Here is a 16,065-nt window from a genome sequence, read left to right as displayed (position 1 = left end):
TGACACAGCACAGATGAATGACGCCGACGGAGCGCGCACCGCGCCCCGCTACCAGCACATGTCGCACTGGGGCATGTTCGAGGCCGAGGTCGCCGACGGCGACGTCGTCGCCGCCCACCCGTACACCGGTGACGCGAATCCGTCACCGGTGCTGGGCAACATCGCCGGGTCGGTCCGCAGCAAGGCGCGGATCACCGGCCCGGTGGTGCGCCGCGGGTGGCTCGAGAACGGCCCGGGACCCAGCAGTTCCCGAGGGTCCGACGAGTTCGTGTCGGTCGACTGGGAGGAGCTGACCCAGCGGCTGGCGAACGAACTGCGCAGGGTCGTCGACACGCACGGCAACAGCGCGATCTACGGCGGTTCGTACGGCTGGGCCAGCGCCGGACGGTTCCATCACGCCCAGAGCCAGGTCCACCGGTTCCTGAACACGCTCGGTGGCTACACCCGATCGGTGCACAGCTACTCGCTCGGCGCGACGGGCGTCATCATGCCCCGGGTGGTGGGCACACACTGGAAGATGTTCGCCCGCTCCACGTCCTGGAAGATCATCGCCGAGCACACCGATCTCATGGTGTGCTTCGGCGGCGTCCCCCTCAAGAACACCGGCGTCAATCACGGCGGGACCAGCGACCACCCCACCCGCGACGCACTCGACGCCCTCCGGCGCCGCGGCGGATCCATCGTGTCGTTCAGTCCGCTGCACGACGACGTGCACGGCGCCGCCGAACGACACGCCCCGGTGCCCGGCACCGATGTCGCGATCATGCTCGCCCTGGCATACGTCCTCGCGACGGAAGACCTGCACGACACGGCATTCCTGGGCAGCCACTGCGTCGGCTACGACCGCTTCGAGGACTACCTCCTCGGCCGCTCCGACGGCGTCCCGAAGTCGCCCGCGTGGGCCGAGCAGATCTCGGGTATCGCCGCAGCGGACCTCGTCGCCCTCGCCCGGCGGATGGCGGCGGGCAGGACGATGGTGACCGTCACCTGGTCGCTGCAGAGGGTGCGGCACGGTGAGCAGGCCCCGTGGATGGGGGTCACTCTCGCCGCGATGCTGGGCCAGATCGGCCTACCCGGTGGCGGTTTCGGCCACGGCTACGGTTCCATGAACGAACCCGGGCTGGCCCCCGTCCCGTACCCGCTGCCCACGCTTCCCCAGGGGCTGAACCCCGTCCGCGACTTCATCCCCGTGGCCGCGATCTCGGACATGCTCCTGAACCCGGGCGCACCGTTCGACTACGACGGTCAGCGGCTGACGTACCCGGACATCAAGATGCTGTACTGGGCGGGCGGCAACCCGTTCCACCACCATCAGGACATTCCCCGTCTGCGCCGGGCGCTGGCCCGGCCCGACACGATCGTCGTCCACGACCCCTACTGGACGCCGATGGCCCGGCACGCGGACATCGTCGTCCCATCCACCACGTCGCTCGAGCGGGCCGACCTCAGCTGCACCCGCAACGACCCGCTGCTCGTCGCCATGCACGCCGCCGTCGGGCCCTACGCCGACGCGCGGGACGACTACGACACGTTCGCCGCCGTCGCCCGGAAACTGGGTGTCGGGGAGAAGTTCACCGAGGGCCGCTCGTCCGAGCAGTGGCTCGAGCACCTGTACGGGCAGTGGCGAGACTTCGTCCGCGCGGACGGCGGTCCCGCCCCGAGTTTCGACGACTTCTGGACGCAGGGCCACGTGCGGATGCGGACCGAGGACGACCTGATCCTGTTCGGCGACTTCCGGACCGATCCGGTGAAATTCCCCCTCGCCACCCCGAGCGGGCGGATCGAGATCTTCTCCGCCGACATCGACGGATTCGGCTACGACGACTGTGCCGGACACCCCCGCTGGTACGAGCCCGAGGAATGGCTGGGCGGCCGGCGGGCACGGCAGTTCCCGCTGCACCTGATCGCCAACCAGCCGCGCACCCGCCTGCACAGCCAACTCGACCACGGCGGCACCAGCCAGAAATCGAAGATCCGGGGCCGCGAACCGCTCCGAATCCATCCGGACGACGCCGCCGACCGCGGACTCACCGCCGGCGACGTCGTCCGCGTGTTCAACGACCGCGGCGCCTGCCTCGCCGGTGTGGTGGTGGACGAGGGCGTCCGGCGCGGTGTGGTCCAGCTGTCGACGGGAGCCTGGTACGACCCGCTCGACGCGACCGACCCGGATTCCCTCTGCGTGCACGGGAACCCCAACGTGCTGACCCCGGACGTGGGCACGTCGTCACTGGCCCACGGCTGCACCGGCCAGCACGTGCTCGTCGAGATCGAACGCTACGAGGGTGCGCTTCCGCCTATCCGGGCGTTCGATCCACCGACGATCATTCGCCGGTCGGTTCCAGGGTCAGCGAGATCGAATTGATGCAGTACCGCTGATCGGTGGGGGTGGGGTAGCCCTCGCCCTCGAAGACGTGGCCCAGGTGGCTGTGGCACGTCCCGCACACCACCTCGACGCGGCGCATCCCCAGCGACGTGTCCTCGCGGAGGATGACGGCGTCCGAGTCGGCCGGATCGAAGAACGACGGCCACCCGCAGTGCGATTCGAACTTCTCCGTGCTGCGGAACAGCTCGGCGCCACAGGCCCGGCAGTGGTAGACGCCTTCGGTCTTCGTGTCGGTGTACTCGCCGACGAAGGGGCGTTCGGTACCGGCCTGGCGCAGCACGGCGTACTCCTCGGGAGTCAGTTTCTCGCGCCACTCGCTGTCGGAGAGAGCAACCTTCGGGGCGGATTGCGTGGGATCCTGCTGCTGCGAACTCATGGCTCCACGCTAATACGTTTCGCCGATTCCGGCCGCGACGCCCGCGCGGGACGGGGGCCTACGTCTTGGCGGTGGCCGACTCGACCTGCGGCTGCTCGTCCGGTTCCGGTTCCCGCGGCGGGGTGCCGGAAGCCTTCTCGTGCGGTTCGAGGAGGAACGCCGGGTCGATGCCGCGGTCGAGTCGCCCCTCGCGCCGCGCCGAGACGTAGCGGACGGTCAGCACACCGAAGACGACGAGGAGCATCAGGCTCCACCCCAGCGTGGTCTTCATGTACTCGGCTGTCCGGCCGGCCTCGATGAACCGGCTCGACAGCCAGCTGTCGTAACTCATGAACCCGTACACGGCCAGCCACGCCGGCCAGTTCCGCATCACCGAATTCTTCAGCACCACCGACATCAGGAGCGGGAACAGCATCATCGAGTAGTACATCTGGCCCAGCGAGCCGAGGAGCCACGACGCCGTCAGCAGAACCCCCGACGTGGTGACGACGAAGAACAGCTCGTCGTGGCGGTAGTAGCGGTAGAGCAGCCACAGGGAGCTGAGCACGATGGCGGTGAAGACACCGCGCAGGGCCCAGATCAGGGCGGTGGGGAGGCCGTAGTACTTGCCGTTGCCGACGATCGCGCTGTTGAAGTAGTCGCGCGACTCCATCAGATACGGCACCGTGTGGCGCACGAAGTCCATCGGGTCCGCGGACAGCGGCCACGCCACGGCGGTGAGGATCAGGGGAATGCCGATCGCGGTGACGAACACCTTCCACTGGCCGCGCGCCAGAGGCAGCAGCAGGAGTGGGGCGAGGATCGGTTTCACCGCGAACGTCAGCCCGATGGCGACACCGGACCACATGTCCTTGCGCTTCATCAGCAACACGAGGAACGCGATCTCGCCGAGCAGGACCAGACCGTTGATGTTGGTGAAGACGAGGGTGTTGGTGACGGTCTCGGAGGAGAACGTGGCGAGCAGCAGGATCGGGGCCGCGATGGAGTTCAATCCCAGGCCGAACAGCCGCAGGAGCAGGTACAACGCGATCACGATGGCGATCGCGTTGGCGATGATGAACAACCACCGGGACTTCTCGGGGTCGATCACCGCGATCGGCGCCATCAGCAGCGTGCCGGACGGCGGATACAGGTAATGCGGATCGACCCAGTTGAAGTTGGCGGTGTAGACGGGCCGCCCGTTGAGGAAGGCCAGCGCAGCGTTGTAGACCGGCCGGAAGTCGTCGGTGATGTACCCGTTGACCGCCTTGACGACCACTCGATGCAGCACTGTCATGACGGCGATCGGCCACAGCGCGAAGTTGATTACCTCGTTGGCAGTCCGCCCGGTGCGCGGTTCGAGTTGTCGAAGGAACACCACGGCACGGTACACCGAGAAGCTCTGACGTGCGGTCACGCACCCCCTGTGGGTGTCGGGCGGAACACGTCGGCTAGGCGGGGCAGGCGCTGCCGTCCGGGGGCAGCGCGCCGTCCGCGACGTAGGTGGCGATCGACTTCTGCGCGCAGTCCGAATGGGTGGCGGGGTGGCCGCTGCCGTGCCACGTCAGGGTCGCCGTCGCGGCGCCTGCGCTCGACACGGCACCCGTCACCGTCCCCACCCCGGCGTTCCCGACGACCGGGTCGGCGGTGCCGCTCAGCACCAGGACCGGGAGTGTCAGCTCGCCGGGCAGGGCGGGCGGCGCGGTCGCGGGCCAGGAGGTGCACGCCAGCAGTCCGACGGCGGCGTTCGGTCCGAACAGCGGGAACCGCTCGCCCCACAGCTTCTGCAGTTCGCGAACGCGGTCGGGTGCGGGCCACTGCTGGCCGTCGGTGCAGCGGGTGATGAACTGGCCGTCGCCCTCGTAGGCCGCCTCGGCCTGCGCGATCGCCGCCAGGATCGGCGCCGTGTTTCCGGCGAGGGCGGCGGACACCGCATCGGACAGGGCGCGGACGCGGCCCTGCTGGTCGCCGCCCGCTGCGGCGAGCGACCCGGACACCGCGGTGAGGAGGGCGTTCGCGGAGACCCGCGGGATCTGGCCGTTCGCGGCGCGGGTGACGGCGTCGGTCATCGCGGCGCGGGGATCGGCGCCCAGGGAGCAGTTCAGGGCGGTGCACTGGCGGGCGAACGAGTCGAACGCCGCCTCCTGACCCGCGACCTGCTGTTCGGTGGCGGTTGCGGCATCCACCGTGGTGACGGCGGGGGAGTCGAGGACGAGTCGGCCGACTCGATCGGGGTACTTGGCGGCGTAGCTGAGCGCGACGGCACTGCCGTTGCCGGTGGCGAGGATCCCGAGCGCATCGACGTCCCAGGTGCGGCGCAGTTCTTCGATGTCGTCGGCGGCGTGGGTGCTGTCGAACGCGAGTTCTTGCGGTTGCAGGTAGTCGGTGCACGCGATGGTGGCGTCGCGGCCCAGCGCGGTGACCTTGTCGACCTGGTCGCCCGTCCCCGGATCGAACTGCCCGAGATTCGCGAGGCTGCTGCGGAGCTCCGGGGTGAGGCATTCGATCTCCTGCGAGGAGGCGATGCCGCGGCGGTCCACCGCGACCACCGGTCGCGTCGACAGCAGGGACGTGAGACCGCCGGTGCTCAGCGCGGCGAGCGTTGCGGTCGACGACCGGTCCGATCCCGACGTGAGCACCAGCGGGGCCGCGTTCTCGGGGGTGTCGGCGAGGCGTGCCCGCATCGCACCCATCGTGAAGGAGCCGGGCAGGGTGCCGCTCTCGTCGACGGCTGACTCGTACGAGCCGCATTCGAAGATCAACCCGGCGGGCGGCGTCGTTCCCGGGCCCAGGGCGCCGAGGGTGCTCTGCGTGCAGTCGGTCCACGCCAGATCGTTCTTCGGGGTCTGCAACACGGGTGGGGGAGCGTCGGCGTTCTCGGTCTCGGTCGCGGTGGGTTCGCTGCCGCCGCCCTCGCGTTCGACCGCCACGTGCGGCCGGTTGGACGGTCCGGCTCCGCACGCGCTGCACACCACGAGAACCATTGCGAGCAACACCGATCTGCGCATGGCGACCACCCTGCCAGGTTCCCCTACGGCCGGGGCAGCCGCACCCATCTGGTGAGGACGGTGCCGTCGGTGTCGGTGAGGATGTGCGCGGGAGTCATCGCGGTGATCCGGGCCCCCGGCGCGGTGGCGACGCGACCCGCGGTTCCGCCGACGAGGACGGGTGCCGTGGTCAGGCAGACCTCGTCGACGGCGTCGTCCGCGGTCAGCTGCCCGAACAGGCTCGGGCCACCCTCGCAGAGCACACGGCGCAGTCCGAGATGCTCGAGGGCGGCGATCAGCCCGTCGCCGGTGACCTGCCCGTCGCCGGCCGTCACGATCCGCGCACCCGCGTCGGCGAGAGCACGGACCCGCGCCGGGTCGGCGTCTGTGCACGTGACGACGATCGGGGCCACCTCGGTGTCGGTGAACAGGCGTGAATGCGGGTCGAGGTGGGCGCGCGCCGACACGACGGCGATCGGCGGGACCTCCGGCATCCCCGACGCCACCCGGCGTCGCCTGCCCTCGGTGTCGATGCGCGCCCCGCCGTAGTTCTCCGCCCGGACGGTTCCGGCCCCGACCAGCACGACGTCGGCCAACTCCCGCAGGGTCTCGAAGACCAGCCTGTCCGCAGGTGTGCCGAGCGCCCCGCTGACCCCGTCGACGGAGACGGCGCCGTCGATGCTGCTCACGAAGTTGACCCGGACCCACGGCCGCGGGGTCTCCGCCGGGTACGCGTACAGGTCGCGCAGCGCGTTCGCGGTCGATTCACTGGACTCCTCGCGGGCAGGCGGGCTGTCCGGTGTGAAAAATGTCGCAATATGTACACGGTGCATGTTGGTGATCACAACACGTGGATACCCTGCTTGTATGCATGCACGTCTTGTCGATCGCAGCCCCGTGGTACCGGCTGATCAGTTGGTAGCTCAGATGGTGCCCCCGGCCATGTTCGACGAGGTGAGCTTCGCGTCGTACATCCCCGATCCCGCAGAACCCAGCCAGGCCGCCGCGGTCCGGACGGCCGAGGAGTTCGCGAAGAAGGTCGTAAAGATCCGCAGCGGCGGACGACGCGGCCTGTTCGGGAAGAAGACGCAGGCCACCGGCGCCGGTCTCTACCTCGACGGCGGCTTCGGCGTCGGCAAGACCCACCTTCTGGCCTCGATCTTCCACAGCGTCCCGTCGCCCAAGGCGTTCGGCACGTTCGTGGAGCTGACGCACGTCGTCGGTGCCCTCGGTTTCAACAAGGCCGTCGAGCAGCTGTCCGACCACAGCGTTCTCTGCATCGACGAATTCGAACTCGACGACCCGGGCGACACCATGCTGGTGTCCCGCCTGCTGTCGGAACTGTCGGCGCGCGGCGTGTCCATCGTGGCGACGTCGAACACCCTGCCCGGCCAGCTCGGTGAAGGACGATTCGCTGCACAGGACTTCCTGCGCGAGATCAAGAAGCTCGGCTCGATCTTCGAGACGATCCGCGTCGACGGCCCCGACTACCGGCACCGCGACCTGCCGCCGGCCCCGGACCCGATCTCCTCGGCGGAGCTCGCCGAGCGCGCCGACAGCATCCCCGGCGCCACGCTCGACGACTTCGACGCGCTGTGCAAGCACCTCAGCACGCTGCACCCGTCCCGCTACAACAAGCTGGTCGAGGGCATCCCGGCCGTCTTCCTGGACGGCGTGCACCCTGCCGAGGACCAGTCGGTCGCGCTGCGCCTGGTGGTCCTCGCCGACCGCCTGTACGACGCGAGCATCCCGGTCACCGTGGCCGGGGCCAAGCTCGACGCGATCTTCACTCCGGAGATGCTGGCCGGTGGGTACCGGAAGAAGTACCTGCGTGCCACGTCGCGCCTGCTCGCGCTGTCGCGCTTCGAGGTCGCCGCGAGCTGACCCAGCTCGTCACAGCGCCCGCTGCATCACGAAATCGTGGTGCAGTTGGGTGCCGACGAGAAAGGTTTTCGTTCCGACCTGCGTGAATCCGTGCTTCGCGTAGAAGCGCTGGGCGCGCACATTCTCCTGGTTGACGCCGAGCCACAGCCCGGCGCACCCGGCGGCGACGGCGCGTTCGACGATGGCGTCCATCAGCGCGGACGCGACCCCGGTCCCGTGATTACCGGGTAGCACGTACAGCTTGCTGATCTCGGTGGTCGGCCGAAGCGTCACGGCCCTGCCGACATCCGGGTCTGCGGGTTCACCGTCGATCAGCATCGCGTAGCCGACGATCGCCCCGCCGTGGGTGACCTTCAGGACGGTGCGGTTCGGGTCGGTGAGGTACTCCGAGAACCGTTCGGCCGACAGCACGTCGTCGATGAAGGCGGCGATGTCGTCCTGCGTCGCGCCGGGCGGGCACGCAAGAGGGAACGTTGCCGCGGCGACGTCGGCGATCGCCTCGGAATCCCAGATCCCCGCCGGGTCTATCTCGACAGTCACAGCTGATCCACCGCGTCCTTCGCTTCCCGAAGTGTCATTCCCGTACTGTCCCGCAGCAGGGTGATTGCCGCAACGGTCTTGATCGACTCGTTCGTCCTGGGGTGTGCGAGCCGCCACGAGCGGACCGTGCCGAGACCGGAACCGCGACGTAGACGATCGCCGCGGTGATCACGAACCATCCCCGAGTCGGCATGTCCTAAGTAGAACATCTGCCGTCAGTCGCGATCCGGGGTCCACGCGGATTGCCTGTCGCGGTCCCGGTCCGGGGCGAATGCGGGGGCGAGCAGGACGAGCCCCACCGCGAACAGGAGCGGGACCACGAACCCGATCCGCAGGCTGGTCGCGGCGGCGACGCCGCCGACGATCGCCCCGCCCACGAGCGTGCCCACGTAATTGAACAGGTTGATCCGCGCCACGACGTCGTCCACCTGGCCGGTGGGTGCCAGCCGGCCGGCGGCGCTGAAACACAGGGGAGCGACGACCGGCACGCCGAGGCCAACGACGAGGAATCCGGCGATCGCGACGGCCGGGGACGGGGCCAGCACGACGACCGTCAATCCGGCGACACCGACCGCCGAACCCGCACGGACGACGGCGATCTCGCCGTACTTCGCCACCCAGAAGTCGCCGGTCAGACGCGACACCAGAGCCGCGCACTGGTATGCGGCCAGCGCCAGGGCGGCCGTGCCGGCGTCCGCGAGCAGAACGTTCCGGACGTACAGGGCGGACCAGTTGCCGACACCGAAATCGATGGCGTAGAACAACGCCATCGCGGTGCCGAGCGCGAGCAGCGGCCGAATCGGAACCGGCACGGACACAGGGCCGGTCGCAGGCGGGGCGCTGCTCACCGGCTCCTGACGGGCGAGGAGCCGGGGGCCGCAGACGGCGAGACCGACGGCCACGACGAGCGCCGCCACCAGTTGCGCGCCGGCCACGCTGACGTCGAGGGCGGAGGTGGCGGCGACGAAGAGTGCACCCGCAATCGCGCCGACGCTCCACACCGCATGGAACGACGACAGGATGAAACGGCCGTACGCGTGCTGGATCGACACCGCCTGCATGTTGGCGGCGGCGTCGACGATGCCCAGCCCGGCGCCGTACACGGACAGGCAGACGAAGAACGCCGCGGTGTTCGGGCTGAAACCGAGGGCGCCACCGGCGACCGCGATGGTCGCGAGCCCGAGCTGCAGCGCCGATCTGCTGGAGAATCGGCGGGCCAGGTGCTCGGCGAGGACGCTTCCCGCCCCGGCGATGAGGGACACCGTCACGACCGCGACCACGATGACCGTGTCGTCGAACCCGAATCGGTCCTGGTACTGCGGCAGTTGTGTGAGGACGGCCGCGAGGAGAAAACCCTGCAGGCCGAATGCGCCCGCCGCGGCGATCCGTGCCGGGCGGTGGTCCGCGGGCACGTCTGCGCGTGGTGAATCCGTCATGGGAGTCGGCCTTCGGTAGAGGACATCCGATCGATTGGGCGAGTGTCCAATACTTTGCGGGGATGTGCAGCGTTCTCCGAGGCGGCGGGCGAAATGTCCGAAAGTGGGGGTGCGTGAGGGGCCCGGAACAAGACTGAGCCCCAGCCTTGGATGGGGGGTCATGGCTGGGGCTCATTGCCATCGGGGGGGTGGATGGCAAGTTCGACGATACATGAGGAATTCCTCACGTTCCAGATGCAGTGGTAACGATTTCGTCACCCGCCCGTCACCGGTGGTCGGCGCGACACCGTGAACCGGGGTTGTCTCTGCGGACGGTTGTCGCTTACAGTGTCATCCATGCAGCGCATTCTCGTAGTTCTCCGCCGTAGCGGGGTCTGATACGGACCGACCCCTCGCTGCGGGTCGTTGAGCTACGCGTTGGTCCTCCCTTCTTTCAGGAAGACCACGAGAATGAGTACCAACACTTCTTTCGCTTCATCCTTCCCCTCGTCGACACCGGCCGCCGATCCGTTCGCCGCGCGCCACGGAAAGTCGCTGCCACGGGAACTCCGCACCGAATCCGCCGGAATGGCGTGGTCCGCGTTCGAGGCCGTCTACGCGCCGTCCACCGGACCGTTCCGTCTGGGCAGTTGGTCGGAAACGAAGACCGGCCCCGGGATGTGGGATTTCGAAGCGACACTCGGTATCGGCGAATCGATCTGCAAGACCGCTGCGAGCGCGCCCGGCCCGGTGGCCGCCATGACCTCGATGCTGTACGACGCGGGGTGTGCGATGGAGATCCTGTCTTTTCATCAGCACGAGATCGGGCACCGCACCGCGACATTTCTGCTCTGCGAGCGCGACGGCATCCGGCGCTGGGCGATGGGAATCGGTGAATCCCACACGGAATCGACTCTGCGCGCGATGATCTCCGGCGCCAACCGGCTCCAGCCCGCCTGACACCCGGACAACAGTTCAGCCCCGGTCGAGGGACCGGGGCTGAAGTGTCGTGAACTGTTCGGTTGAAAGTGAACTGGTGCGCGATACTGGGATTGAACCAGTGACCTCTTCCGTGTCAGGGAAGCGCTCTCCCGCTGAGCTAATCGCGCGGGATGGAGAAAAGAGAGCGGACGACGGGATTCGAACCCGCGACCCCAACCTTGGCAAGGTTGTGCGCTACCAGCTGCGCCACGTCCGCATTCGTGAAAGCCCCCGGGCTGGGGGCCGTCACTGGTCGAGCAAGTAAAACAGTCGTGCATCTATCATCTATCTCGGTGCGCGATACTGGGATTGAACCAGTGACCTCTTCCGTGTCAGGGAAGCGCTCTCCCGCTGAGCTAATCGCGCGAGGTGGAGACGGGAATCGAACCCGTGTGCACGGCTTTGCAGGCCGTTGCCTCACCACTCGGCCACTCCACCGTGAAGGTTGAGTCCAACCTCTCGAGCGGACGACGGGATTCGAACCCGCGACCCCAACCTTGGCAAGGTTGTGCGCTACCAGCTGCGCCACGTCCGCATGCACCGTGTAACTCGCGGAGAATGTTCTCCGTGGTGCGGTTGAGAACATTAGCCGACCATCCGCGATAGTTACAAATCTGCAGGTCAAGGCGTCAGACGGCGAACTACGCATGAACGACGCCGGGTCGCGGACGTGCCGCGGGCAGGGGTCGACACGAATCCCAACGACGTGATTTTCGTTCGGCCGCTCGGTCGTGTTAATGTTCCAACTCGTTCGAGCGCGAGTGTTTGGCGCGCTTCGGTCCCGTGGCTCAGTGGAAGAGCGTCCCGTTCACACCGGGGAGGTCGCTGGTTCGATCCCAGCCGGGACCACAGAGAAGAAGAGGGCGTTTCCGAAATCGGAAACGCCCTCTTCTTTTTCGTGTGCGCACCCGAATAACGTTTGTTCCGGCTCTGCGGCGCGGCGGACAATGAACTCAGGCGGCCGAAATTCCCCGGGTGATCCGCGATCGAAGGACTGAGTCCCATGTTCCCCGTGAGGCTGGAAGGCACCACCGCGCCCACCTTGATGTGGGCGGAAGAGTGGACCATCGAGCAGGCAGCGTTGCAGCAGCTGCGGAACATGGCCGACCTGCCGTGGGTGCACGGTGTGCGGGTCATGCCCGACGTCCATGTCGGCAAGGGGGCGACGGTCGGTTCCGTCATCGCGATGCGGGCGGCGGTCGCCCCGGCGGCGGTCGGCGTCGACATCGGGTGCGGGATGACGGCGGTCCGGACGGATGTGACCGCGAGCGATCTGCCCGACAGCCTGCGCTCGATGCGCTCGCGCATCGAGCGTGCGGTGCCGGTCGGGTTCGCCATGCACGAGCGTTCGGTGAACGTCGGCGCACTGGACGTCACGGACGCCGGGGGAGTGAAGGAGGGTTGGCACCGCTTCTGGCAGGAATTCGGTGACCTGCATTCGGGTGTCCAGTCCCGCGAATCCAAGGCGATGAAGCAGATCGGGACGCTCGGCGGCGGCAACCACTTCATCGAGGTGTGCCTGTCGGACGCCGACGAGGTCTGGCTGATGCTCCACTCCGGGTCGCGCAACATCGGCAAGGAGCTGGCGGAGCGGCACATCGCGGTGGCGCGGGCGTTGCCGCACAACCAGCGGCTGGTCGATCGCGATCTCGCGGTGTTCCTCGCAGGCAGCGAGGAGATGGACGCGTACCGCCACGACCTGACGTGGGCGCAGGAGTACGCGGCCCGTAACCGTGCCGTCATGCTCACGTTGGTGATGCAGGCATTCCGGCAGGCCCTGCCCGGCAGGCCGGTCCGATTCGACGAGCCGATCTCCTGCCACCACAACTATGTGTCGGAGGAGATCATCGACGGCGAGCCGATGCTCGTCACCCGCAAGGGCGCGATCCGGGCCGGCCGGGGTGATCTCGGACTCATCCCCGGATCCATGGGCACCGGTTCCTACGTGGTGCGTGGCCTGGGCTCCGAGTTGTCCTTCAATTCGGCATCGCACGGGGCGGGACGGACGATGAGCCGTACGAAGGCGAAGAAGCGCTTCACCGTCGACGACCTCGTGCGGCAGACGTCCGGAGTCGAATCGCGTAAGGACGTGGGCGTGATCGACGAGATCCCCGGCGCCTACAAGGACATCGAGCAGGTGATCGAAGCGCAGGCCGACCTCGTCGAGGTCGTTGCCCACCTGCGGCAGGTCGTCTGTGTGAAGGGATGACCCGCGGGCGGTGCGGCGGTGCGACGACGCGCCGCCGCAGGTCGCGGTCGGTAGGCTGGAGCGGTGACTAGCGGAGAAGCTCGGCCGGGACCCGCGCCCGAGAGCGTGGACGTGGACGACTCGGATCTGTCCCCGTTCCAGGAAGCGGAGAGCCGGTGGCATCGGTGGCGCGCGCACATCGCCGCGCGGCCGAGCCTCAACCTGGCGTACCGCATCGCGGTGGGGGTGATCGGCGCTCTGGTGCTGGCCGCCGGCATCCTCGCGATTCCCTATCCGGGCCCCGGCTGGCTGATCGTGTTCGCGGGACTCGGGATCCTCGCATCCGAGTTCGCGTGGGCCCACCGGCTGCTGCACTACGCGCGGCAGCGCTACGACAAGTTCATGCACTGGTTCTCGCGGCAGTCGCTGGTGGTCAAGGGGGCGGGCGCGCTGCTGACATGTGTCGTCGTCCTCGCCACGCTGTGGTTGCTCGGGACGTTCGGTCTCGTCGGAACGTGGATCGGCCTCGACTACCCGTGGCTGGAGAGCCCGCTCTAGCCGGACGCATGGTTGGGTGTGACTGCTGGGCCGATAACATGGGCTGGCACATTCACCATGTCTGCACCGCACACCTCACCTAGGAGAACATCGCCGTGAGCACCCCCGCATCCGCCGCCCCAGCCGCCCTCGTCCGGGTGCCCGCGGGGACTACGGCCGGTACAGCGGTTCGGGAGGCCGGCTACCCGAGCAGGGGTCCGGACGTCGTCGTCGTGGTCCGTGACGCCGAGGGCCAGCTCAAGGACCTGTCCTGGGTGCCCGACACCGACGTCGAGGTCGAGCCGGTCGCGTCGAACACCGACGACGGCCGCAGCGTCATCCGTCACTCCGCCGCCCACGTGCTTGCGCAGGCCGTCCAGCAGGAATTCCCCGAGGCGAAGCTGGGCATCGGCCCGCCGATCAAGGACGGCTTCTACTACGACTTCGCCGTCGATCGCCCGTTCACCCCCGAGGACCTCGCGAGCCTCGAGAAGCGGATGAAGAAGATCATCAAGGGGTCGCAGCGGTTCTCCCGCCGCGTCGTCGAGTCGCTCGAGGACGCGCGCGCCGAGCTGGCGAAGGAGCCCTTCAAGCTCGAACTCATCGACGACAAGTCGGGAATCGACGATCCGGAGATCATGGAGGTGGGCGGCAACGAGCTGACCATCTACGACAACCTGGACCCGCGGACCGGCGAGAAGGTATGGGGAGACCTGTGCCGCGGCCCGCACATCCCCACCACCAAGCACATCCCGGCGTTCAAGCTCACCCGCAGCTCGGCGGCGTACTGGCGCGGTAATCAGGACAACGCCGATCTCCAGCGCATCTACGGCACCGCGTGGGAGTCGGCGGAGGCGCAGGACCACCACCTGGAACTGCTCGCCGAGGCGGAACGTCGCGACCACCGCAAGCTGGGGTCCGAACTCGACCTGTTCAGCTTCCCCGACGAACTCGGCTCCGGACTGCCCGTGTTCCATCCGCGGGGCGGAATCATCCGCACCGAGATGGAGGACTACTCCCGCAAGCGGCACGTCGAGGAGGGGTACGAGTTCGTCAACACCCCCCACATCACCAAGGGGCACCTCTACGAGGTGTCAGGTCACCTGGACTGGTACCGCGACGGCATGTTCCCGGCGATGCACATCGACGAGGAGCTGAACGAGGACGGCACCGTGCGCAAGCCGGGCCAGGACTACTACCTCAAGCCGATGAACTGCCCGATGCACAACCTGATCTTCCGCTCCCGCGGCCGGTCGTACCGCGAGCTGCCGTTGCGGCTCTTCGAGTTCGGTTCCGTGTACCGGTACGAGAAGTCGGGTGTCGTCCACGGACTCACCCGCGTGCGCGGCATGACCCAGGACGACGCGCACATCTACTGCACCCGAGAGCAGATGCGTGACGAACTGGCGACCACCCTGCAGTTCGTGCTCGGCCTGCTGAAGGACTACGGACTCGACGACTTCTACCTCGAGCTGTCCACCAAGAACCCGGACAAGTTCGTCGGCGACGACGCCGTGTGGGACGAAGCGACGGCGACGCTCGCCGAGGTCGCGGAGTCGTCGGGGCTGAACCTCGTTCCCGATCCGGGCGGCGCCGCGTTCTACGGACCGAAGATCTCGGTGCAGGTGCAGGACGCCCTGGGCCGCACCTGGCAGATGTCGACCATTCAGCTCGACTTCAACCTGCCGGAGCGTTTCGACCTCGAGTACACGGCCAACGACGGCACCAAGCAGCGTCCGGTCATGATCCACCGGGCCCTGTTCGGTTCCATCGAACGGTTCTTCGGTGTGCTCACCGAGCACTACGCGGGTGCGTTCCCGGCGTGGCTGGCGCCCGTCCAGGTGGTCGGCATCCCGGTCGCCGAGACGTTCGCCGACCACCTCTTCGACGTGGTGAAGCGGCTGAAGGCGGCCGGTATCCGCGCCGAGGTCGACGCGAGCGACGACCGCATGCAAAAGAAGATCTTCAACAACACGGCGCAGAAGGTGCCGTTCATGTTGCTGGCGGGTGCGCGCGACGTCGAGGCGGGCGCCGTCAGCTTCCGATTCCGGGACGGCACCCAGGTCAACGGGGTGCCCGTGGACGACGCCGTGCGCATCGTCACCGAGTGGATCGGCCGCCGCGAGAATGCCTCGCCGACGGCGGAACTGCTGCAACCCGGTAAGGAAGGGTGACGCACATGACCGGAGGTGACGACGTGACGGCCGACGAGATGCTCGGCGGCCCCGGCCGCCTCGTGGACCGCGGCCCCGGCGAACCCGATCACCTCCAGCGGATCTGGTCGCCGCACCGCATGTCGTACATCGCCGAGGCGCCGAAGTCGCGGGACACCCCGAACGAGCCGTTCATCGACATCCCGAAGATGGACGACGAGGACGGGTTGATCGTCGCCCGGGGTGAGCACGTCTACGCGGTGCTCAACCTGTACCCGTACAACCCGGGGCACCTGATGGTCGTTCCCTACCGCAAGGTCGCGGCGCTCGAAGACCTGACGGAGGAGGAAAGCGCCGAGTTGATGTCGTTCACGCAGCAGGCTCTGCGCGTGATCAAGCGGGTGTCGCGGCCGGACGGTTTCAACGTCGGTCTCAATCTCGGTGCGGCGGCAGGCGGTTCGCTCGCCGAGCACCTGCATCAGCACATCGTTCCGCGCTGGGGCGGGGACGCGAACTTCATCACGGTCCTCGCCGGGGTCAAGGTCATGCCGCAGTTGCTGCGCGAGACCCGGGGGCTGCTGGCGAAGGCCTGGAATGAATGACGCGATAGATGAATGACGCGGGAGTCGCTGGCTCACGCGT

General features: G+C 67.9%; 13 protein-coding genes and 6 tRNA genes. 8 read left to right on the top strand and 11 right to left on the bottom strand.

Annotated features, from left to right (window positions below; translation table 11 throughout):
- Positions 1-13: 13 nt before the first annotated feature.
- Positions 14-2,362, top strand: a complete 2,349-nt coding sequence (locus QM841_RS10150; RefSeq protein WP_283331888.1) for a molybdopterin guanine dinucleotide-containing S/N-oxide reductase — start codon at positions 14-16, stop codon at positions 2,360-2,362.
- On the opposite strand, the gene msrB is transcribed toward QM841_RS10150, so the two are convergent.
- The 4 genes from msrB to QM841_RS10130 are packed head-to-tail and all read right to left on the bottom strand — an operon-like array spanning position 2,322 to position 6,558.
- Positions 2,322-2,759 (bottom strand): peptide-methionine (R)-S-oxide reductase MsrB, encoded by a 438-nt coding sequence (gene msrB / locus QM841_RS10145; RefSeq protein WP_009480111.1) that lies wholly within the window; start codon positions 2,757-2,759, stop codon positions 2,322-2,324. The two genes, QM841_RS10150 and msrB, sit on opposite strands and share 41 nt — an antisense overlap.
- Positions 2,760-2,817: 58 nt before the next feature.
- Positions 2,818-4,155 (bottom strand): glycosyltransferase family 87 protein, encoded by a 1,338-nt coding sequence (locus QM841_RS10140; protein WP_283331887.1) that lies wholly within the window; start codon positions 4,153-4,155, stop codon positions 2,818-2,820.
- A 34-nt stretch (positions 4,156-4,189) separates the two neighbouring features.
- Complete coding sequence (locus QM841_RS10135) at positions 4,190-5,755, bottom strand: alpha/beta fold hydrolase (protein WP_283331886.1); 1,566 nt, start codon at positions 5,753-5,755, stop codon at positions 4,190-4,192.
- Positions 5,756-5,769: 14 nt separating this feature from the next.
- On the bottom strand, positions 5,770-6,558 hold the full coding sequence (locus tag QM841_RS10130; protein ID WP_283331885.1) for a pyrimidine reductase family protein: 789 nt from the start codon (positions 6,556-6,558) through the stop codon (positions 5,770-5,772).
- Between the two features lie 34 nt (positions 6,559-6,592).
- Between QM841_RS10130 and zapE the strand changes: the two genes are divergently transcribed.
- Positions 6,593-7,609: a cell division protein ZapE gene (gene zapE, locus QM841_RS10125; protein WP_283331884.1), complete on the top strand. Its 1,017-nt coding sequence runs from the start codon at positions 6,593-6,595 to the stop codon at positions 7,607-7,609.
- 9 nt (positions 7,610-7,618) lie between these two features.
- On the opposite strand, the gene QM841_RS10120 is transcribed toward zapE, so the two are convergent.
- Positions 7,619-8,149, bottom strand: coding sequence for a GNAT family N-acetyltransferase (locus QM841_RS10120; protein ID WP_005240947.1), 531 nt, complete (start codon positions 8,147-8,149; stop codon positions 7,619-7,621).
- A gap of 215 nt (positions 8,150-8,364) precedes the next feature.
- Positions 8,365-9,585, bottom strand: a complete 1,221-nt coding sequence (locus QM841_RS10115) for an MFS transporter (RefSeq protein WP_283331883.1) — start codon at positions 9,583-9,585, stop codon at positions 8,365-8,367.
- A 450-nt stretch (positions 9,586-10,035) separates the two neighbouring features.
- Between QM841_RS10115 and QM841_RS10110 the strand changes: the two genes are divergently transcribed.
- The gene (locus QM841_RS10110) at positions 10,036-10,524 is read left to right on the top strand and encodes a 2-isopropylmalate synthase (protein WP_283331882.1); all 489 of its coding nucleotides are present in this window, start codon (positions 10,036-10,038) and stop codon (positions 10,522-10,524) included.
- A gap of 74 nt (positions 10,525-10,598) precedes the next feature.
- Here QM841_RS10110 and QM841_RS10105 read toward each other — a convergent pair.
- The 5 genes from QM841_RS10105 to QM841_RS10085 form a co-directional block, all read right to left on the bottom strand.
- A tRNA-Val gene (locus QM841_RS10105) sits at positions 10,599-10,673 on the bottom strand.
- A 16-nt stretch (positions 10,674-10,689) separates the two neighbouring features.
- Positions 10,690-10,762 (bottom strand) — tRNA-Gly (locus QM841_RS10100).
- Between the two features lie 77 nt (positions 10,763-10,839).
- Positions 10,840-10,911 (bottom strand) — tRNA-Val (locus QM841_RS10095).
- 1 nt (position 10,912) lies between these two features.
- Positions 10,913-10,983 (bottom strand) — tRNA-Cys (locus tag QM841_RS10090).
- 24 nt (positions 10,984-11,007) lie between these two features.
- Positions 11,008-11,080, bottom strand: a tRNA-Gly gene (locus QM841_RS10085).
- A 242-nt stretch (positions 11,081-11,322) separates the two neighbouring features.
- Between QM841_RS10085 and QM841_RS10080 the strand changes: the two genes are divergently transcribed.
- The 5 genes from QM841_RS10080 (at position 11,323) to QM841_RS10060 (ending at position 16,025) form a co-directional block, all read left to right on the top strand.
- Positions 11,323-11,394, top strand: a tRNA-Val gene (locus tag QM841_RS10080).
- Between the two features lie 154 nt (positions 11,395-11,548).
- Positions 11,549-12,754 (top strand): RtcB family protein, encoded by a 1,206-nt coding sequence (locus tag QM841_RS10075; protein ID WP_283331881.1) that lies wholly within the window; start codon positions 11,549-11,551, stop codon positions 12,752-12,754.
- Positions 12,755-12,865: 111 nt separating this feature from the next.
- A complete protein-coding gene (locus tag QM841_RS10070; protein ID WP_283331968.1) occupies positions 12,866-13,291 on the top strand; it encodes a TIGR02611 family protein in 426 nt (141 codons plus the stop codon).
- 95 nt (positions 13,292-13,386) lie between these two features.
- Positions 13,387-15,444, top strand: coding sequence for a threonine--tRNA ligase (thrS, locus tag QM841_RS10065; protein WP_283331880.1), 2,058 nt, complete (start codon positions 13,387-13,389; stop codon positions 15,442-15,444).
- Between the two features lie 5 nt (positions 15,445-15,449).
- Positions 15,450-16,025 carry an ATP adenylyltransferase gene (locus QM841_RS10060; RefSeq protein ID WP_005240964.1) on the top strand — a complete coding sequence of 192 codons (576 nt, stop codon included), beginning with the start codon at positions 15,450-15,452 and terminating at the stop codon, positions 16,023-16,025.
- Positions 16,026-16,065: the final 40 nt, after the last annotated feature.

The sequence above is a fragment of the Rhodococcus sp. IEGM 1307 genome (genome assembly GCF_030056915.1).
GTDB classification, from domain to species: domain Bacteria; phylum Actinomycetota; class Actinomycetes; order Mycobacteriales; family Mycobacteriaceae; genus Rhodococcus_F; species Rhodococcus_F opacus_D.
The sequence above is the reverse complement of the archived record's forward strand: the minus strand, read 5'-3'. Positions and strand labels throughout refer to the sequence as shown.